The following is a 20,392-nucleotide window of genomic DNA, read 5'->3' as shown; positions in this document are numbered from 1 at the left end:
ATAAGTTTTTCTCAAAAAACCATGTACACTTACTGTTTACTAAAACGGATTAGCACCTAACGACTTTCTCAAAAAAGATGCAAATGATTCTATATCAGAGAAGAAATCTATATCTTTGTTCAATCCCAAAAGTGCTAATTGTTCTCCTATTTCTTGATGAAATTGACTAGATATTACAATGAAATCAGTATTTCTATTAATTAATTCAATGTCTGGTTTTTTAACTAATATATCATTAAAATATGTATCCCATTTACTTTTTTGGTTATCAAAAAAGTATTTAATCGTTATATTTCTTTTTGAAAATATTTCAAAGTCTTTTTTTGAAGCCTCACCAGTTCCAAATAGAATTATATTTTTATTTTCTAAAAATTTCTTTTCTGGATAAATAGTAAATTTCTTTTTTAATAATTTCAAAGTCTCATGATACTCTTCTTTGAATGGGTAACTATCCATCAAGTGCCAAGGTTTACTACCCGCTGTATAATGTATAATCGAAGGGTTTAAGAGGGCCTCTTCAAGTTCTCCCTCCTCTAAAAATTGCAATAAAACATCTCTTTTCGAGAAAATATTTCTAGTTACATTCCATTTTTGCGGAACTCGAAGCCATTCTCCATTTAATAAGCAATTCATTACATCTTGATCAGCGTATAACATTTTCTCATTATTTTTAGCTGCATAGTCTAAGCATATATTTGAAAAGTTGTATCTTCTCCATTTTTCTAAATTTATTAACATTACACCTGCGTTAAAATATTTTTCTGGTGAGTCCATGTCATCTAAATGATCAGTCACATGATTATACAAATCTAAAGTAGCCCCAATATAATAATCCTTTATATCTATATTATATAACTCAGAAATATCACTTTTCACTACAATATCAGCATCAATATAGATCACTTTATCTATACTGACTGGTAAAATTTGAGGTAAAACTAATCTACAATATGTTTCATGAGCTAAATAGTCTATTTTCAGCGAGAAATTAATTATCTTATTAAAATCAATTTCATAAAATTTGAATTCCAAATTTCTATGTTCTTTAAATTCTTTAATGATATCTTCAATATCTTGATTTTCTAAACTTCTATGAACTATATGAAAAGTAATTTTTTCAGCGTCTGTAGTTATGGCTAGAGATTTTGCCATAACTAAAAAATGTTGTAGGTAACTTTTACTAAAACTACATGCTAGATGCATTTTACACCTCTTTATTTTCAATTATAAAATCCTTAATTTTATACAAATTATCTATATGAAAACCCATTTTTATCAAATCTTCAATTACTTCTTCTCCAACTTCATTATTTAGTATCGTAATTATCACAATACTTGTCTTATGCCTACTTACTAGCTCTTCTTTATTTCCGATTTCATAACTATCAAATAGCTTACCAGTTAAATTATTATCAATAATTCCATTAACTGTTATATCATTTACAACAAAAAATTTATAAGTACTATATCCTAAAGTTCCAAACCCATAGATATACACTTCACTATTGGTATTATTACTTAAAATTTTTTTTATATTTAAATTGAATTTAAAAAAATTAGTGATATATTTATTTATAGGATGTTCGTTTAATAATTCGAATGTTTCTAGAATAAGGTCTTGTTGAATATCAGTTAATGCCTTTAATTTTTCAGTTATAAAACGGGTCAGTATATTCTGGTTATAAATTTCTAATTTTTCATTTTGAACAAGTAATCTATATGCCCAATTAACAATTTGGAGTATAGATTCACTATCATTAAGTTTTCTTCTATCATGAAGAATCCAATGATATTCTAGTTCTTTTTCTGTAGGAAATATTTCTAATTTAGAGAGGGCAATTAATCTTGCTCTATTAAGGTAAGGCTTGTTTTTGTTATTATCAAAACTTAAACTGCCCTTTCTTTTTCTATATTTAATCAAACACTCCGGAATATTATGGTAGTTAACTTTTGGAATTAATCTAACAAACAAATTATAGTCCTCAGTTAAGCTTATTCTTTCATCATATGTGATGTCATGTTCCAAAAAAACTTTTCGCCTAATTATTAATGTCGGATGTATTACATTAGGATAAAAAAGCTGCCCCACTAAAATTTCATTGTGTGTACTCGGGTAACTCCACAAATCAATTTCTCCTGAGTCGTATAATCGATCTGCCCATGAACCACAGATATCAATATTTTTATTTCCCTCCATAAATTGTATCTGCGTCTCGAAACGATTTGGATAATTTATATCATCACTGTCAGCCCTAAATATATATTCTCCCCTTGCTATTTCTATAGCCCTATTTGAACTATATGATGTCCCCATATTCTTTAAATTATTAATTATAATTATACGTGGATCATCAAAACTATTGATAATATCTATAGTTTTATCTGTAGATCCATCGTTGACAATAATAAATTCAAAATCTATAAAAGTTTGATTTAAGACTGATTGAATGGATTCAATTAAATATTCACTATCATTATATGTTGTCATAACCACACTAGCTTTAGGAATATTAAACATGGTTTACTTACCTCCCACTTCTATAATGTTCCTCTATAAATTTATAAGGATCTAGAAACAATTCTACATTATCTTTAATTTCATTATCGTCCCAATACCACCATTTAATTTCTTCTAATGCTTCGATTATTTTTGTGTCGAATCTAAATTTAATTACTTTTGCAGGCACCCCACCTACAATAGAAAATGGTGGAACATCTTTTGTTACTACAGCCCCTGCTCCAATAACAGCCCCATTTCCAATTTCCACACCTGGTAATATAATTGCATTTGCCCCAATCCATACATCATGCCCAATCTTGATTTTTTTTTTATAAAAGCTTTTTTGGACAGCTGTTCTTACTTCTTGATTATTTAATATTCCATCAAATTCTTCTCGATATAAAAAAGAATGTGTTGAAACCAAATCTATTGGGTGATTAAATGCTCCAATTGCAGCCGTACCATTGATAGAGGTGAAATTCCCTATACTCTCAATAGCACTAAAATCACTTGACACTTTTCGAACTAAGCCGTAAGAATACCTTCCCATATCAACATTAGAGGTTTCTTCTTCTATTTGATCGAATAAAAAGAGTACTTTATCCATATCATATTTGTTGACTAGAAGCAGATTCTTAATTTCATTAACATAACTTGAAGCAATAACTAATAAGTCTACTTCACGTTTAAAAAAATCTAACGGAGACAGAACCTTAAAATTCAAATAATACTCCTTTTCCGAATAACTATCGACGAAACAAACTATTCTCTCTTTAATAATAGAGATTGCATTTACTGCCTTAAATCCGCCTGTGCCTGTTCCCCAAATTGCTATTGTTTGTGCCTCTAATGATTGTTGAATTAACTTAGTAAAATTCATGAATTATTTCACTCTTTCACTATATTGTTTAAAAGTTTGTAGGAGCAAATCTTTATCAGACAAAATAACTTTATCTATTTTTTCTAGAGGCCAGTCAATCGCTAAGTCTGGATCATCCCATATAATTCCTGTATCATATTTCCCATAAAAATCTTCTGCACATTTATAAGCCACAATAGAAGGCTTTAAAACTAGATATCCATGTCCAAACCCTTCAGGAATATATAATGAATGATGGTTTTCATCATTTAAATAAAACCCACGCCATTGACCATATGTTGTAGATTCTTTTCTCAAATCAATAATAACATCATAAACTTCGCCAGCGATGCATCGAACTAATTTAGCTTGTTGCTTCACTTCTTGAAAATGGATTGCACGAATAACCCCTACTTCAGATGTTGTATAAAATACTTCTTTTAAATCGTGCTCTATTCCTTGTTCTTTAAAATAATTCCTAGAATAGTCTTTTATAAAATTCCCTCTCTTATCTATAGCGATAAACGGTTTGAATAAATATGCCCCTTCTAATTCTAATTTCTCAATCGAAAAATGTTCAATCATTATTATTCTCCTCGTATAACCAATCTCTAGTAAGTTTCACTCCATCTTCAAATGAGATAGTAGGTTTAAACCCTGTATGTTCTTTTAATAAGTCTGTACTAAATTGCTCTAAAGATAGTTCAATTCCTGTAAAAGGAATATCCCCAAAGATGAAGTTCTGATTCGGTGCTAAAGACTCTTTCATCTTGTATATAAACTCTTTTAACGGCTTTGCTTTACCACTACCAATCGTATATTCATAATTAGCTTGTCCATTTAAGCCTAATAAATAAAATGCTTTTGCGACATCTGTTACATAGATAAAATCATAGTTTTGCGTAGCAGCAGTAAACTGTAAAGCCTCCCGATTAATAATTTTACGTATGGTAGTATTAATAAATCTTGGAGACAACTCTCCTGCACCATATGCGTTTGTGATATTTCCCCAAATCATGTTAATACCCAAATCTGAAGCTACAGCTTTACTAATAGCATGTGCTGCAACTTTTCCAGTACCATATATATAGGGTAAACCTATATTGTTCCCTTGCGTATAAACAGCTGCTAGCATTTCTTTTTCCATAATACTTCCTGCGCAGACAAATCGCTCACATCCAAGTTCACTTGCTACTTTAATACAATCAGCTGTCCAAATTGCATTTTGGAGCTGTAAGGAAGGATTCATACGAGCTTCACCTGCAGAACCCTCCCAAGCGAAATGATAAAAAACATCAGCCGTATCTATTAATTTAGTTAAAGTAGAAATTGTATTAAGCTCACAATATATGACTGTTAAATTATCTATACCTATTAGACTATCTATATTTGAATCTTCATTTCTAACTAGAGCAATCACTTCAACTTGATTTTGACGTAATTCTTTTACAACATGACTACCTACAAATCCATTAGCACCTGTTACAATGGCTTTTTTCATTTATCTCACCAGCTTTTGTTGAATTTGCTGAATCTGTTCAACACACATTTTATAGTTATCTTTATTATAATAATTTTTATACCATTCAGCTGTTAATGCCACTGTCTGTTCAAAATTGAATGTATTTTTCCAGCCAAGTACCTCAATTGCTTTTGCGCAATCTAATTTTAATATCGTTGTTTCATGTAATTTATTATTCAAATCTAGTTCAATTAAAAGATCTTGTTCATAGTACTTTTCCATTGCTTTAACTAAACTTTCGACATTTTGAGTTGCATCTGATGATGGTCCAAAATTCCAAGCTCCTGTCCATCTCACACCTTCTAAAAATAACTTTTCTGCCAGCATTAAATATCCTGATAATGGCTCTAGCACATGTTGCCAGGGGCGTATCGAATAGGGACTTCTAATAAACATCTTTTCATTCTTTTCAATAGATTTCATGATGTCGGGTATAATACGATCTTTCGCCCAATCTCCTCCACCAATGACATTGCCAGCACGTGCGGTCGCAATGGCAACACCATGTTTTTCATATTTTCTCGGTTCAAAGAATGAATTTATGTAGGATGAAGTGACCATTTCAGAACAAGCTTTACTATTAGAATAGGGATCATATCCCCCTAATCTATCCGTTTCACGGTATCCCCAAACCCATTCCTTATTTTCATATACTTTATCAGTTGTCACATTTACAATGGCTCTTACTGATGAACAGTGACGTGCACTTTCTAATACATTTACTGTACCCATTACATTGATAGCATATGTTTCAACAGGATTTTCGTAAGAATCACGCACTAATGGTTGTGCTGCCATATGAATAATAATATCTGGTTGGATTTCAGTCATTGTCCTTTTAAGATGCTCTAGATCTCTAATATCACCAATAACAGACTTCATGAAGCTGTCTACATTCGCTAATTCAAATAAAGAGGGCTTCGTATGCGGTTCTAATGCATATCCACACACCTTTGCCCCCAATTCATGTAGCCAAATAGATAGCCATGCGCCTTTAAAACCTGTATGGCCTGTTACTAATACTTTTTTATCTTTCCAAAAAGAAACGTTTATCATATCATCTACTCCCATGACTTCCATGGCGCTTTATTTGAATCCCATAATCCTTCTAATAAACGATGATCTCTTAATGTATCCATTGGCTGCCAGAATCCTGTATGTTTAAATGCTTGAAGCTGCCCGTCTTTAGCTAAATTCTCTAAGGGCTCTTGCTCAAACACAGTCTCATCCCCAAAAATATAGTCAATTACTTCCGGCTGCAATACGAAAAATCCTCCATTTATCCAACTTCCATCACCTTTTGGCTTTTCCTGAAATCCAAAAACTTCATTATTTACTCCTAAATCTAAAGCACCAAATCGACCACTAGGCTGTACAGATGTTACTGTTGCTAACTTATTACTTGCCTGATGAATTTCCACAAGCTCTTTAATATTAATATCGGACACACCGTCTCCATATGTAAACATAAATGGTTCATTTCCGATATATTCTTTCACCCGCTTTAAACGGCCGCCAGTCATCGTTTCAAGTCCTGTATTAACTAACGTAACCTTCCATGGTTCTGCATGTGCATGATGGATAATTTGTTTATTATTATCCCGAAAATCAAATGTTACATCAGATTCATGCAAGAAATAGTGTGCAAAGTATTCTTTAATTACATACCCTTTATAACCAAGACATATAATAAAATCGTTAAAGCCGTAATGCGAATAGATTTTCATGATATGCCAAAGAATTGGTTTTCCACCAACTTCGATCATTGGTTTTGGTTTTAGATGGGATTCTTCACTTATTCGTGTACCGAAACCACCTGCAAGAATTATAACTTTCATTCAATAACCCTCTTCAAGTTTATTTTATGTTAATATTTGGATATAAAAGAGTTCTCCAAGAGATTACCTCAACTCCAGAACCAACCATTGCTTTTAGCTTTTCAATGATTTCTGCTTGATGAGACCCTTCAACAGAAACAATAACCAAGCTATTTTTGATATTTATAATTTTTTGTTCATAATATATCTCTGTAGAATCTTGAGTTATATAATCCTGAGTTTCAAAAGCTAAAAATCCCCTTACGTTAAACCCTTTCCCTTGAAGACACATATTTAAAAATCTTCCCATTTTAGCAAGTCCAAAAATATAAATCTCTCGTTTAAAAAGAGTTTTGTCATCTAACTGATACATAATTATATCAATCAATTCCATGTAAATATTTTCTTTTTCATTATTCTCTTTATGCGGCACCGCAAAGAAAAAATCGCTACCACCTCTTGAGTGGCCTTCCAGTAATTCATATTTATGATTATTTTTATACATGACATAATTAAAACTAATTTGATCTCGCTTGCTATGGTTTAATACTTCCTTCCACCATTCCTCCATTAAAAATTGTATTTTTGGATCATTATTGTTTCTAAAAATAATATTTGACTCAACCATGCCTAAATTCTCTGGAATCCCAAGTTCTCTATATTTCTCTAATTGTGGAAGTATTTTTTCTGATGTATCTTTCCCCCAATCAATACATCCCATGCCCTCTTTATATAAACAATTATTTCCCCATGGATGTTTAATCATTCCTAATTTAAAATCTAAGTTGATATATTTTAGAATATAACCTTCTAGATTTTTCAGTATTTGAATATTTCCATCAATAAATAATGTATATTCATATTCACATAAATATTGATGAGACATTATTTTTATTCTTCTAGCAAATCTAGTGGCATCTAAATTCATATAATTATCAACGTATTTAATTATCCAGTCATTCGAAGATAACTTTGGATTATTCGTAAAACAAATATAATCAATATTATTATTTTTTTCCGGTATCTTTTTTAAATAATCATAGTCATCAATAATTACTGTATAAACAGCTATTCTTTTCATATATTCTCCCCTCAAACTGACATTTTATTATCATTAACAAGTAAATCCCATAGGCATTTTAATGTTTAAAAATACGTTTCAGGTATACGTTGTTAATATAATAAGCATTTTTTGCATAACTACCATCAATGTAGCAGATAATATTACTTAATTATTATTATCAATTGCCTTGTTGATATTTCAGCGTAATTTCGATTTTATTATTTCCAAATACTCACTTGCCTTTTGATGCTTCCCTTTAGAAAAGGCAACACAATTCTCAAAATTCCCCAACGCCTGGGCATAGTCGGAAAGTTTTAAATTAATTTGTCCCAAATAAAAATTTGCCGAAATTAAAAAGTCATCTGTATAAGTGATATTAAAGTCATTATCTCCGTTGTAGAATTTAATATATTCATTTAATTTATCCAAAGCTTTAAAAAAATCTTCTTTCTGAAGTAATGCCCTACCTTCATAGTAAAGACTATCGAGTGTTTGTTCTCTTACATATCTACAGAGTTTAATTATTATTTCATATTGTTGCTCTGCATAAAACTTCCATAAAACTTTACCTAATATACTTTTACTTTGATTAAATAATGACATAATATTATCTGAATATACTTCGAAGTATTGTTCATTAATCACTCTATAAATAATCTTGTAGATATCATTTACGTCTAGAATTTCTTGGTTAGACAGAGCTTTTTCAAGTGCAATAATCGTAAATTTAATTTTATTTTTCTCATCTTTCAGCTCTTTATATGCATCCGAAACATACAGAGTTACTTTAAAAGAATCTAATTCATTATATTCATTTATTATTTTCTCGTAAGTTCCATCCATAAAATATATACTAAATAATGTTTCTTTTTTAGATAGAAAATTGCTGTAATCGGGAACTTCTGAATTACTAATAATACTTTTAATAGCTATATCAAATATTCCTTCATTTTCATTTGTTTTAATTTTATTAACTTTTAATTTTTTTAACTTTATTAGCGCTTTAATAGCTTGAATGATTTCAACGTTTGTTTCAGCCTCAGTTACCCAACCAGTTTCAATTTCTTTTTGAAAATAAAGTTTAGAACGTGGATGTAAAGTGATTGAAGGAATATTAAACTCTTTTGCCTCTAATACACATGTTGAAAACGGAGTTATATGAAGATCAATCTGCTTTAATAAAAATGGTAATGGTAATGAGCTTGCATATTCGGTTTCCACTTTACCTTGACTTATTAGTTTCTTTAATTGAAACTCGCATTCCTTACTTTCATCAATATATTTATGTAACATTTGATGATGATATCGAATATAAAAAACATAATTATCTGGAGAAGATTTTATTATTTCAAGTAATGCATTAGGAATATTGGCAGTCCATCCACCTAATGTATATTTGGGTTGTAATGTTACTAAAATATTTATTTTATTTCTATTAATATATTGAGATGCAATTTCACTGTATTTCTTAATAATATTTGATTTATTGTTTTTCCAAGTTTCTATCCAGGGGTTTCCTCCAACTATTACATCATGTCCACTTGTTTTTGAAGTCCAGTTTCTTATAGGTTCGGCATGATTTTCTGACCAAGTCCAAAAAAAGTTTGGTAATGTGTTATATCCATCTCCGGGAACAATACTCCAATTATGATAATAGGGACTCACTTGGTTTCCATGCTGTACATCAATTGTGGCAATTCCTAATTCACGAGCAGCAAAAATTAATGCATGACTAATAGATTGATAATAGTTTACAATTAGTACGTACTTAACCTTCTTTTTGTTTAAAATTTCCTTAAATATATCTATCCAATACAACATATCATTAACTATATATTTTACATTAATTAGTGTTAATGGCTCTTTAGAACCCTTAAAGTGAATCAATTTATTTCTTACCTCATCAAAATAAGGAAGCGATATAAAGTCGATATCTTTCCTAATTCGCAGTTTCATACTATTAATAAGTTGATTTTGTATTGAAAATGTATCTTGAATAACAGGTGCTTTATTGGCATTATGAAAGCTAAAGTCTAAATTAATTGCTTTATATCCCATCGCTGATATAGCTTCATAAAAAGGATCTGAAAGCCGATTATACCAGTATGACGATAAATTAACGCGGTACAAGGAATCTGAAAATAGTAAGAAGTCTGCCTCATCATTACTGTTTAATGATTCCGATAGAACAGGGATACTTTTATGATTCCTATTAAGTTGAATCGATTGTTCTTCCTTACTATCATTTTCAGAATTTATTAGTCTATAGGATTCCATAATTCTATAAACTGGCCAAATATCAATATTATTTATTTTCCATTCATTTACAGGATAGATAGATTCAATTTCAATAATTTTATTCATTATCTCATTTTCATGCATTAACTTACTCCCTCTATAAACATTGATGTATCAACGATTTATGTCGTTGTAAGGGTGTCAAAAAATATTTTTCATCACATTAATTAACCATACTTTGATGATATGTAAACCTTCAAACCGATGTAGGTGTACTACGTGGTCATCGATGGATAATGCTGATAATAACGATTGTGAAATATACGATACACTATGGATTTCTGCATTGCTTATGATGACGTCCCCTCCCATTTTTCTTGGCGTCTGATGCGCCTACATTCCTTCATCTGATCTAGGGCGGAGGCTGGCAAAAACGTTGGACAAGTGTGGTGGCAGTAGCTGGCACCGTCAGAAGAAATTCCTGTGAGAAAGCACCCCAAAAATGCACTATTCACGTCAATCAGAAAATTAAAGCCTAAATTGCACGCGTATTTATTATTTAATCCCTGATTACAGCCACACGATTTTACCACTTGTGACATCTTTTTTACCATGCAACACCAGCTAGTGTACCAGAGTACTGAGATGGTATGCCAGCTGGGGTGAGAGTGTTTTTTTACAGTATGACATCAATTATGGCATGGGCTGGCTTGTCCCCCGAAGGTTATCATGCCCGTAACTCGATGTAAAGTTGTGAGTTTGAGAATCGGCAGTCCTCCCTTACCATTGTACATCCCGTATTCATGGCCTCTCATGCAATGAGCGATTAATTAATGTGGTAAATGGTAAACTACTTGTCATTCACTGATACATTTGTTGTCATTCGGCGGTAATAAACACGGCAAGTGCAGTACATTCCTGTGACTGTAATCAATCTCTACCAATACATAAATAAAAACAAAAAAGAGACCCTCTTGTACAATGTAAGTTACCACACCAACATTGTATAAATTTAGTTAATCAACACGCGCATTATATTACTTTCTAATTCTTTGATTCTTCTCGTTTTATTATTAAATGCTTTTTCACAAATTCTTCAGGTGAATAGAATAAATCTAGATTCGATTTAATTTTTTCATCAGTCCAATTCCACCATTTAATCTCTTGCATTGCCTCGATTATATCTTGTTTGAAACGATAACGAATAATTTTTGCGGGTACACCGCCTACAATTGCAAATGGGGGTACGTCTTTCGTGACAACTGCACCCGCGCCTACAATAGCTCCGTTCCCAATACTGACTCCTGGTAAAATGACAGCATGGGCACCTATCCATACATCATTACCTATAATTACTTTATTGTCCATTCTATACTCAGTGTTATCACTTTCTATAAAACCTCTATTTGCATTATACAAGAAAGGATGCGTACTCACGAACTTAATAGGATGATTCTTTGAACCTATCGATGCGGTGTAATTAATTGAACAAAATGCACCTATTTCTTCTATTTGATCTGGATATGTGGCAGTAGACGGATTTATTCCATAAGTGTATTTACCTATTCTTATATCTGCAGTTTTAGTTTTTTTATATGGAGAAAAGTATTGTAGACTTTCATTATTATTTATTTTTATTAACTGACTAATAATTTCTTCTGAATAAGAACTTGCAATAATAATTAAATCCAATTTGAAAAAATCTATTTCATAAGGTGAATATACATCCTTATCACAAAATTCCTGTTTAGATTTATTGTTATCGATAAAATAAAGTACCTTCCCCATTAATGGCATTATCTTCGAAACAACTTTAATAGCACCAGAGCCGGTACCAAAAATTGCGATTGACCCATTTTGTAATACCATATTAATTAATTTCGTTTCTTGCATGCGGTACTCACCTCACCATCTTTTATTAATGCAAGTTCACAAAGCCTGGACTTTTCAATAATAATTGTTTGCCCTTTTTATATGCTTGAGTTTTATATTAATATAGTCTTTTGTACAATTCACAAATTTCATCATAAGTATATTTTACTTTCCCAACGTTACCGCATTATATCAACACAATATTTATTTCTTGGATCAAGAAATTTCTCATCATAAATTCTCCCATTAATAGTCACTTTACAACCATGTTCTAATGCAAGCATAACTCCAGGTAATATATCCCACACATATGCCCCATCCGGATTGACAAATCTACGATAAGTTCCTCGAATTACATTGTATAAGTTATAAACTGCACATCCAACAATACGATACTCTCCAGGTTTATTCATACTATTAATTACTTCTTTAGTAATAGAAGACGACAAACCAGTTATACGTGATTTAATAGGGACTATCTTATCACCAGTCATCAACCTAATTTCCAATTCTGGCATTAGTAAAAAACTACCGAGAAATAATTCCCCTTTCCACAGTCCAAACGATACCCCCCACACTTTCATACCTGAACAAAAATTTTCTGTACCATCGATTGGATCTAGTAACACTATAAAGTTATCGGTTTTATTTATTGTAAAATCAAAAGATTCCTCCCCAATAAATACTACATCTTGAAGTTCCTTTTTAACGTAATTTCGAACTAGATCTTCAATAAATACATCTGATTTAGTAACAGGGGTGCCATCCGACTTAATTGAGATATCATACCGAGTTTCTTCAACTCTCTTTAGGTTGTTCATTATTAAATCACAAACTCCACTTAAGAAAATGCGAACTTCATCTTTTGTCATATTTTCCGCCTACTTATAATTCATTTTATTAGAACTTGGGTAAAACAATTCTTATTTCAAGTTATATACTGAATTAGTTATAAATTGAACTTTCATTCTTTTATTAATAACATTCAAATAGGTACATATTGCTTCATTTTTATTTACAAGTTCCTCAGTTTGGGCATTATTTATCATTTTAGCCGAAAAATAATTTGCTGATTTATTTAAGTGAAAACCATCAAAACCTGCTAGATATACACTATCTACTGATAAACGGTTCAAAAGGTTAAGCAACATTAAACCTGCATTATCTGAAATTATAGGAATATCAATAAGTAAATCGGAATAATTGACAACTAATGTGGGACACTCATCTAAATTAGTAATATTAGATGTTGTAACCAAGGATACGTTAGCTGATTTCCTATTAATATCATCAAACAATTTATCAAATCTTTTTATATTACTAACAAATACGGCTTCTATCTTGTACGACTCTGGAATAAAATTAACGCTGAATACAAAAGGTTTGTTAGTATTTATAAAGTCACTAATTTTTTCTTTTTGTAATTCAATTGATTTACCAGGAGCAATAATGAGTATTTTTTTATTCTCCATTAACTTTTTTATCACTTCTAGATTATCAGAATCACTCACAAAATGAACTTGGTGCTTAATGTAAAGATTTTCTATATAATTTTCATCATAGATATCTTTTTTTTCTTCGAGAATTTGTTTTAAAATTGTATTTATTGACTTTACTGAAATTGTTTGTTTATTCATTAGATAAGTGGAATAGTTTGGATGACAGTTATTTACTGCCGCTAGATAATACGGCATAGAGTAACCCCATCTAATATTAGAAAAAATATTACTTAAATACTCATCAAAAATCTCTAATAAAGGAACTATATTATATTTTTCCTTAATGTTTTCATTTATATAATGAGTTATTAATTCCGTGCATAAATTCCCAGCTCCTCGCCCCATGCCAAAAACTGATGAATCAATAATAATTTCCCTTTTTGTATGTATCGCCAGTAACTCCTGTGCATTTGAAAAAGACAATTGTAAGTTATTATGTGAATGAAATCCAAGGGATATTGACTCATCCAAGTTATTATCTAACAAATAAAACATTCTTAATAAGTCATTTTTGTACATAATTCCAAGAGTATCAACCAAATAAAAAGCGACTGGCTTTAAATTATTTACTTTTCGAATTAATTCTAAAAGACTTCCATCAGAATAGCTTGTTGTTCCAACCGGTTGAATAAAAATTTTATACCCTTTATCCATTAACTGTTTTCCGTATATCAAAGCTTCATCAATTTCATCTTCGTGAAAAGTTACACGAATACCATCAATTGATTTCCCATCATATTTAGCAATATTATTGATAGAAGGATATGGCTGCGCTATCATTCCAACATAGCTAACATTTTCATTCTTTGGTTCAATATATTTTTTTATTCTTTCCACACTGTCGAATAAAGTTTTATTTTCGTTGAAACTGACATCTGTAATAAAACCACATTCAATAATATCGATATTGGATTGGGATAGTTTGGTGATTATTTTTTTTATTGTTCTTTCACCGAAATTCCAATCGTTAATGTAGCCACCGTCACGGAGTGTACAATCTAAAATCTTAATTTTATTCATATAGATTCCCCCTTGCACGCTTACTTATTATCAGTCTAACCTCTTCTAAATCTTTCTTAGTATCCACTGAAAGGGAATTTGACTCAACCAAGGAATATTTAATTTTAATATCATTTTCCAAAAATCTTAAATGGTCAATATCCTCGATAGTTTCTAATTCACAAGACGGGGTGGAAACATAAAAATCCAATGCTTCTTTATTAAATCCCTCAACCCCAATGTATTTCTTATATCTAAAAGACAATGTTCCCTTTGGATATGGAATTGGACTCCTCGACATGTATAGGGCATCGCCATTACTGGAAGTTACCACCTTTATATTTGAAAAATCGACTGTTTCAGCTGGATTTTTCAAATATCTCATTAATCCAAAGACCTGTTTATCCTTATTCTTAGACTTTTGATTAACTAAACAGACCATTTTATCAATAACCTCGGGCTCAATAATTGGCTCATCCCCATTAATACAAACATAATAGTCAGCATGTAATATCTCTGAAACTTCTTGTACTCTATAGATATGATTTGGATGATTGTTTGAAGTAATTAGGTAATTAATATCTAACTCAATACATTTTTGAACAATCCTTTGGTCATCCGTTGCTACATATACTTCATTTAGTCCCTTTACTTTTTTCACCTGATTATATACCCACCAAATCATTGGCTTTCCACAAATATCTGCTAGAGGTTTACCAGGAAGTCTGGAAGAATTATATCTTGCAGGAATTACACCGATAATTTTCATTAAAATCCCTCCATTTTTTTAATTCTACCTCTTTTTTTATGACTTTCTATTGATTTTCCACTGTAACAAATGCAAGTAAAGAGTAACTATAAGTACACCTTAGTTTTTAAAATTGGATCTTTTAGGCATAAGCCAACCCTATATCATATTTTCCTCAAATGTAATTGTAAATACCCACTCCTATTCCTTACCAACTAATAAATAAAAGTAGGTCTGTAACCCCAGCTAGCATACACAGTACTTCTATCATTGAATGTAAAGTATTCCAATGCCAAGCCTCCCCTTCCTACTTGATAAAAGTGGTCTTCCTTCACTATTCTTTGTGGAGAGAATGCATGTCTAGTTTCTATCAACGGCCTTGTACTACACCATGATGACGCCATTTCCCAATTCCAAACAATTGATTCCAGTAAGTATTTATCCCAGTCATTATTAGTTGGCCATGCTCCCCGCATTTTCCCATCCCAAATTAGCAAACTATTACTTTCACTACCTTTAAAAGCTACTCCACCATCAAGTAAATGTAATTTAATAAATTTATTCCCTATTTGAATTTTTGGCGTATTTGAATGTAGCTCATTCCATGATATATAATTTTGCACATTCCGATCAGCAATCAATTTCTTCTCCCCGTCAACCTCATCCACCATAATAAAATAAAAATCCCCATCTGGTTCAGCAGATGCTTCTACCGGCAAGAACGCTCCGATTTCCTCACCTAATCCCGAAAACTCACCAACAGCATTGTACGTTGCTTCATAGTGACAGCGTATCCGTTTCCCGATTTCAAGTTCATCGACAGTTGTAACTTCATGAATATGATAAGCTCGGCGACTTTTATCGATTTCAATACCTTGGAATAGGAATTCCGGATTGTCAGATATCACCTCGACAGTAGCTGTGTGTAAACCTTCTTTCAAATTGGTAGTTTGAAATAGCTGTTGACGCAGAATTGGATCATATAGCTCCTCGTCCATATCGTCTTTGAAGGTGACACTAGTGAATTTATTGTCAATAATAACTCTTAGTTTTAAGAGTCCTCTTGAGTAGTTTGTTCCATATAAGGATAGTGATGTACCACTAAAACGGAATTTGAAAATTGCATTTTTAGCAGTTGTTCTAACACCTGATACTGAAATCTCAATTTTATCTTCTAATCGTTTTCTTTTATACCATTCATGTTTTTCTTCCTCAGTTAAATCAGCTGGGATTTGTTCTTTTTGTGGAAATTGCTTTTCCCATTCACCTTCATATTGAAACACTCCGCTCGTCGCAATCAGTTCTTTCTTGTCTAGTCCCTTTAAAAAAGCTGGGAGGACGACTGTCTGAATGATTGGCGCTACTTCCTTGTAGACTTCACGGCAGCTATGCAAGTACTGTGCGAACAGATTAACGATGCTTACCAGTTTTTCTTTTGTCGGATCCAGATCCCGCATAACTTCTACTTCATTTCCTAAACGTTCAAAGAGGTTTCGGGTAATTGGATAGATAATACTCTCATAGAGTGTGTTTGCTGTCAGTTTGCGCATCAATTCGTCTAATTTTTCCAGACGTTTGTGAATCTGATTTCCATTTAATCTGTCGATGGATTTCTCAATATCTGAAAAATGTTCAAATAAAGCTTCGTTCTGCTTAATATAAGTAGTTGTATCTTGTTGCAACCTTTTCAGTTCTTTTATAGTCTGCATCGATATTGGTAGTGACTGCCCTTGCTCATACCAACCTTTTGTTACAATTGATTCTGTCAGCTCTTGCTCCATCAGTTGAGTAAGGGGTCTATACGATGTGCCCTCTATCGCTGCTCCACCTCTCGTTGTGTTAACGACAGGAATTTGTGGATTTTGAACAATATATTTCTCCATAAGTACTCTCATATTATTGAAGCCTTTATTGGTTAAAATTTCATCGCCGTGGACATCAGGAACAGTAAATGAATATTTCAAATCATCCTTTTGCACACTGGCGTCTGAAAGCATTTTTAACTCTTTATCATATCTTGCGATTTCTTTTGAGTAGAACAAATCGTTCTTAAATGCAAAGTTTTGACCGACTAAAATGATTTTTTTCACTTGTAAATGATACAGTAGTTCCAGTGTTACAATCGCAATAGAATAGGCATCTTTGACGACTGGAAGGCCTGTTTCATGGAACGGTTGGGTAATTGTATCTTGTGATGTCACAAAATAAAATTTCGAACCTGGGTAATGCTCAATCGTTTCAAAACCCACACTCGTTCCATAAATCAGTGGAATCGTTTGAATCTCTTCGTCAATAATCGGTTGGAACACGGTGTAGTTATGCGCTTGTGGGTCATATGTAAACACTGCGTCGGGATGTATTCCCTGAGCAATAAGTGCTTTATTGGCTGAACCGACCGCAAAAATATAGGCTGTTCCTCGTTCTTTGATTTCTCGTAAATTATCCATTTCTTCGTTTAACGAAGGACCAGCCGCTGCAAGAATAACAGGTTTATCACGGAAAGTGTCTTTGTGTTGCAAAAGAAAATTCGGATTCTCAAATGTCGATGGTAGATTCATAAGTGAATTAATGGTCCATCTTTTTGAGAAAAAATGATTTGTATGCAATGTTATTTTCTTTTCTTCAACAATTTCTTTAAACTTCCCAATAAAACGTAGTATATCTTCTTTTAGGAAACCCTGATACGCTGGAAGAACAATTAATAAAACGTTTTGTGACAAATGATTCGAAAGGGTATATAGATGGCGCTCCATATCTTCCGATTCATTTTCCACAAAAGCATATTTCAACTTAGAAATCGGGAGTTTTGTATCTGTCATTACAGCAGTACATGCCTCAGAAACTTCCACAATTGGCTCATATGTTGATACAATTTTATCTGGATAACGCTCTATAAATGATTTCACATGATAGCCCAAACCAACACCGTAAAACAAGATGTGATTGAACTGATCAATTTGCCCTTCATATTTACTCAAAATTTGCTCTGCTTCTTTTACAGGATCGTATTTGCTATGAATAAACATTGGTTTTCCTTCATGCTCAACCTGGAGCACTGGTAATCCACTCTTACTGACGATTTTCTCAACTTTCCTGGAAACCATATACCCGCTTCCTTTCTCTTCCCACACCAATATACGTCCAGCCCAATTGTTGCAATTTATCTGCTTCTAAAGCGTTACGGCCGTCAAAAATAACTTTTCCTTTAACAAGCTTGCCGATTTCTGTCCAGTCAGCGTGTAAAAAGTCTTGCCACTCGGTTACGAGTAATACTGCGTCCGCTTTCGTCACACAATCATACAATGATGCGGCACTATATTCATTTGTGACAATCGGATCGAATACATGGATGATTGCACCATTTTTCTGTAGTTCATCTATGATTGTGACGGAAGGGGCTTCTCGCATATCGTCTGTATTCGGTTTGAATGCGAGTCCAAGTATAGCGATCTTTTTATTTGTGAGATTGCCATCAAAATGACGTAAGACTTTCTCAACAAATCTATGCCTCTGCGCTTTATTTGTCTTTATCGCCGATTCGACAATGCTTAACTGCATTGCTTGTTGCTTGGCAAGATGCACAACAGCTTCGGTATCTTTTGGAAAGCATGAGCCACCGTAGCCGATTCCCGCATTTAAAAACGCACGTCCAATCCGCTTGTCCATCCCCATTCCATCTGCAACAGCCGTGACATCCGCCCCTATTGCATCACAAAGATTAGCAATTTCATTCATATAGCTGATTTTAACTGCAAGGAACGCATTCGCAGCATATTTAATCATTTCTGCACTGCGACGATCCGTTCGAACAATCGGTATTTGCAATGGAGCAAATAGTGATTCAACAAGGTCACCTGCTTCACGCTGCTCGCTACCGATGACAATTCGATCACCATGAAATGCGTCTTCGATTGCATGACCTTCCCGTAAAAACTCCGGATTGGAAACGACATGGATCTTTACAGGATGTATCAGATTTTTAAGAATCTGTTGCTCCACATAATCATTCGTGCCCGGTGGGACTGTGCTTTTGATAACGACCGTTACATCATGATCAATCGTTTGGGCAATATCCTTTGCCGCTTGTTCAATATAAGATAAATTCGCTTGGCCATTTTCTCCTTGCGGTGTCCCGACAGCCATAAATACTAGTTCTACATTTTGAAAAGCTGTTGCATGATTTGTTGTAAACGATAGTTTTTGTTTTTCTAAATTATTTTTCAAAAGCTGTTCCAACCCAGGCTCATAAATAGTGGGTATACCCGTTTTAAGCAGTTCGATTTTCATTTCATCAATATCAATACAAGTGACATCATGACCAATTTCTGCAAGTAGCGTTCCAGTAACGAGCCCTACATATCCAGTTCCAATGACCGCTACCTTCACACCGTTTTCCTCGCTTTCTGTATTAACAATTCCATGTAGTTAAGAACATCCGCTCGCAATTCTTCCCGTTCAAGCGCGAAATCGATTGTCGCTTTTACAAAACCAACCTTACTGCCAATATCATGAACAGCACCTTTGACAGCACAAGCTAAAATTCTCTCTTTGTCCTTCAATAGCTCTATTGCATCTGTTAGTTGGATTTCTCCTCCTGCGCCTAGTGATGTGCGTTCAAGCGCCTCAAAAATCCCAGGTGTTAAAATATAGCGACCCATAATTGCCAATGTAGATGGTGCTTCTTCGACAGTTGGTTTTTCAACAAAACTTTTTACTTCAATCACACCTGTTGAATCTTGTGGAGTCACTGGATCGATTATCCCATAGTTTTTTACTTCTTCTTTTGGCACGTTTTGGACACCTATTACGGATATCTGATTTTCTTCGTATACATCCATCAACTGGGACAGTACAGGTTGCTCCGACTGTAAAACGATATCGCCAAGTAATACCGCAAACGGTTCATTCCCGATAAAACTTTTAGCACAGTAAATCGCATCGCCCAAGCCCTTGGGTTCTTTTTGACGGATATAGTGGATATTTGCTAGTGATGAAATATCTTGAATTTCCTGCAACATATCCCATTGCTCTTTTTCGGCCAAACTATTTTCAAGTTCATATGACTTATCAAAATGATCTTCTATGGATCGTTTACTGCGGCCGCTAATAATGATGATATCTTCGATGCCTGATGCCACTGCTTCTTCTACGATATATTGAATGGTCGGTTTATCCACAATTGGTAACATTTCTTTCGGTTGCGCTTTTGTGGCAGGGAGAAACCGAGTGCCTAGCCCAGCTGCCGGTATGACTGCTTTTGTTATTTTTTTCAACC

General features: G+C 33.0%; 16 protein-coding genes. All 16 read right to left on the bottom strand.

Annotated elements, in window-relative coordinates:
* Positions 1–39: 39 nt before the first annotated feature.
* Positions 40–1,203: a glycosyltransferase family 8 protein gene (locus N1I80_RS22410; RefSeq protein ID WP_340740195.1), complete on the bottom strand. Its 1,164-nt coding sequence runs from the start codon at positions 1,201–1,203 to the stop codon at positions 40–42.
* 1 nt (position 1,204) lies between these two features.
* The gene (locus N1I80_RS22405) at positions 1,205–2,518 is read right to left on the bottom strand and encodes a glycosyltransferase family 2 protein (protein ID WP_340740194.1); all 1,314 of its coding nucleotides are present in this window, start codon (positions 2,516–2,518) and stop codon (positions 1,205–1,207) included.
* A 7-nt stretch (positions 2,519–2,525) separates the two neighbouring features.
* On the bottom strand, positions 2,526–3,380 hold the full coding sequence (locus tag N1I80_RS22400) for a CatB-related O-acetyltransferase (RefSeq protein WP_340740193.1): 855 nt from the start codon (positions 3,378–3,380) through the stop codon (positions 2,526–2,528).
* 3 nt (positions 3,381–3,383) lie between these two features.
* Entirely contained in the window at positions 3,384–3,944 is a 561-nt protein-coding gene (gene rfbC / locus N1I80_RS22395) for a dTDP-4-dehydrorhamnose 3,5-epimerase (protein ID WP_340740192.1), read from the bottom strand.
* On the bottom strand, positions 3,937–4,860 hold the full coding sequence (locus tag N1I80_RS22390) for an NAD-dependent epimerase/dehydratase family protein (RefSeq protein ID WP_340740191.1): 924 nt from the start codon (positions 4,858–4,860) through the stop codon (positions 3,937–3,939). Before N1I80_RS22390 ends, rfbC begins: the two co-directional genes overlap by 8 nt.
* Positions 4,861–5,937 (bottom strand): CDP-glucose 4,6-dehydratase, encoded by a 1,077-nt coding sequence (gene rfbG, locus N1I80_RS22385; RefSeq protein WP_340740190.1) that lies wholly within the window; start codon positions 5,935–5,937, stop codon positions 4,861–4,863.
* A gap of 5 nt (positions 5,938–5,942) precedes the next feature.
* Entirely contained in the window at positions 5,943–6,719 is a 777-nt protein-coding gene (gene rfbF / locus N1I80_RS22380) for a glucose-1-phosphate cytidylyltransferase (RefSeq protein ID WP_340740189.1), read from the bottom strand.
* Positions 6,720–6,738: 19 nt separating this feature from the next.
* Positions 6,739–7,779, bottom strand: a complete 1,041-nt coding sequence (locus N1I80_RS22375; RefSeq protein WP_340740188.1) for a glycosyltransferase domain-containing protein — start codon at positions 7,777–7,779, stop codon at positions 6,739–6,741.
* A 180-nt stretch (positions 7,780–7,959) separates the two neighbouring features.
* Positions 7,960–10,143, bottom strand: coding sequence for a tetratricopeptide repeat protein (locus N1I80_RS22370; RefSeq protein WP_340740187.1), 2,184 nt, complete (start codon positions 10,141–10,143; stop codon positions 7,960–7,962).
* A 900-nt stretch (positions 10,144–11,043) separates the two neighbouring features.
* Complete coding sequence (locus tag N1I80_RS22365) at positions 11,044–11,892, bottom strand: DapH/DapD/GlmU-related protein (RefSeq protein WP_340740186.1); 849 nt, start codon at positions 11,890–11,892, stop codon at positions 11,044–11,046.
* Between the two features lie 158 nt (positions 11,893–12,050).
* Positions 12,051–12,743 carry an inositol monophosphatase family protein gene (locus tag N1I80_RS22360; RefSeq protein WP_340740185.1) on the bottom strand — a complete coding sequence of 231 codons (693 nt, stop codon included), beginning with the start codon at positions 12,741–12,743 and terminating at the stop codon, positions 12,051–12,053.
* Positions 12,744–12,794: 51 nt separating this feature from the next.
* The gene (locus N1I80_RS22355) at positions 12,795–14,390 is read right to left on the bottom strand and encodes an aldolase catalytic domain-containing protein (RefSeq protein WP_340740184.1); all 1,596 of its coding nucleotides are present in this window, start codon (positions 14,388–14,390) and stop codon (positions 12,795–12,797) included.
* Positions 14,383–15,138: a 3-deoxy-manno-octulosonate cytidylyltransferase gene (locus tag N1I80_RS22350; RefSeq protein WP_340740183.1), complete on the bottom strand. Its 756-nt coding sequence runs from the start codon at positions 15,136–15,138 to the stop codon at positions 14,383–14,385. Before N1I80_RS22350 ends, N1I80_RS22355 begins: the two co-directional genes overlap by 8 nt.
* A gap of 194 nt (positions 15,139–15,332) precedes the next feature.
* On the bottom strand, positions 15,333–18,221 hold the full coding sequence (locus N1I80_RS22345) for a 6-hydroxymethylpterin diphosphokinase MptE-like protein (RefSeq protein ID WP_340740182.1): 2,889 nt from the start codon (positions 18,219–18,221) through the stop codon (positions 15,333–15,335).
* Positions 18,202–19,503: a UDP-glucose dehydrogenase family protein gene (locus N1I80_RS22340; protein ID WP_340740181.1), complete on the bottom strand. Its 1,302-nt coding sequence runs from the start codon at positions 19,501–19,503 to the stop codon at positions 18,202–18,204. The genes N1I80_RS22345 and N1I80_RS22340 overlap by 20 nt, the downstream gene beginning before the upstream one ends.
* A complete protein-coding gene (gene galU / locus N1I80_RS22335; protein WP_340740180.1) occupies positions 19,500–20,390 on the bottom strand; it encodes a UTP--glucose-1-phosphate uridylyltransferase GalU in 891 nt (296 codons plus the stop codon). The genes N1I80_RS22340 and galU overlap by 4 nt, the downstream gene beginning before the upstream one ends.
* Positions 20,391–20,392 lie beyond the last annotated feature (2 nt).

The sequence above is a fragment of the Sporosarcina sp. FSL K6-3457 genome, assembly GCF_038007285.1.
Taxonomy (GTDB): domain Bacteria; phylum Bacillota; class Bacilli; order Bacillales_A; family Planococcaceae; genus Sporosarcina.
This window is presented reverse-complemented; position numbering and strand designations above follow the sequence as displayed.

Bases quoted from the DNA above. Each gene is read 5' to 3' on its own strand.
- N1I80_RS22410 (WP_340740195.1), bottom strand. From the start codon at position 1,203: ATGCATCTAGCATGTAGTTTTAGTAAAAGTTACCTACAACATTTTTTA.
- N1I80_RS22405 (WP_340740194.1), bottom strand. From the start codon at position 2,518: ATGTTTAATATTCCTAAAGCTAGTGTGGTTATGACAACATATAATGAT.
- N1I80_RS22400 (WP_340740193.1), bottom strand. From the start codon at position 3,380: ATGAATTTTACTAAGTTAATTCAACAATCATTAGAGGCACAAACAATA.
- rfbC (WP_340740192.1), bottom strand. From the start codon at position 3,944: ATGATTGAACATTTTTCGATTGAGAAATTAGAATTAGAAGGGGCATAT.
- N1I80_RS22390 (WP_340740191.1), bottom strand. From the start codon at position 4,860: ATGAAAAAAGCCATTGTAACAGGTGCTAATGGATTTGTAGGTAGTCAT.
- rfbG (WP_340740190.1), bottom strand. From the start codon at position 5,937: ATGATAAACGTTTCTTTTTGGAAAGATAAAAAAGTATTAGTAACAGGC.
- rfbF (WP_340740189.1), bottom strand. From the start codon at position 6,719: ATGAAAGTTATAATTCTTGCAGGTGGTTTCGGTACACGAATAAGTGAA.
- N1I80_RS22375 (WP_340740188.1), bottom strand. From the start codon at position 7,779: ATGAAAAGAATAGCTGTTTATACAGTAATTATTGATGACTATGATTAT.
- N1I80_RS22370 (WP_340740187.1), bottom strand. From the start codon at position 10,143: ATGCATGAAAATGAGATAATGAATAAAATTATTGAAATTGAATCTATC.
- N1I80_RS22365 (WP_340740186.1), bottom strand. From the start codon at position 11,892: ATGCAAGAAACGAAATTAATTAATATGGTATTACAAAATGGGTCAATC.
- N1I80_RS22360 (WP_340740185.1), bottom strand. From the start codon at position 12,743: ATGACAAAAGATGAAGTTCGCATTTTCTTAAGTGGAGTTTGTGATTTA.
- N1I80_RS22355 (WP_340740184.1), bottom strand. From the start codon at position 14,390: ATGAATAAAATTAAGATTTTAGATTGTACACTCCGTGACGGTGGCTAC.
- N1I80_RS22350 (WP_340740183.1), bottom strand. From the start codon at position 15,138: ATGAAAATTATCGGTGTAATTCCTGCAAGATATAATTCTTCCAGACTT.
- N1I80_RS22345 (WP_340740182.1), bottom strand. From the start codon at position 18,221: ATGGTTTCCAGGAAAGTTGAGAAAATCGTCAGTAAGAGTGGATTACCA.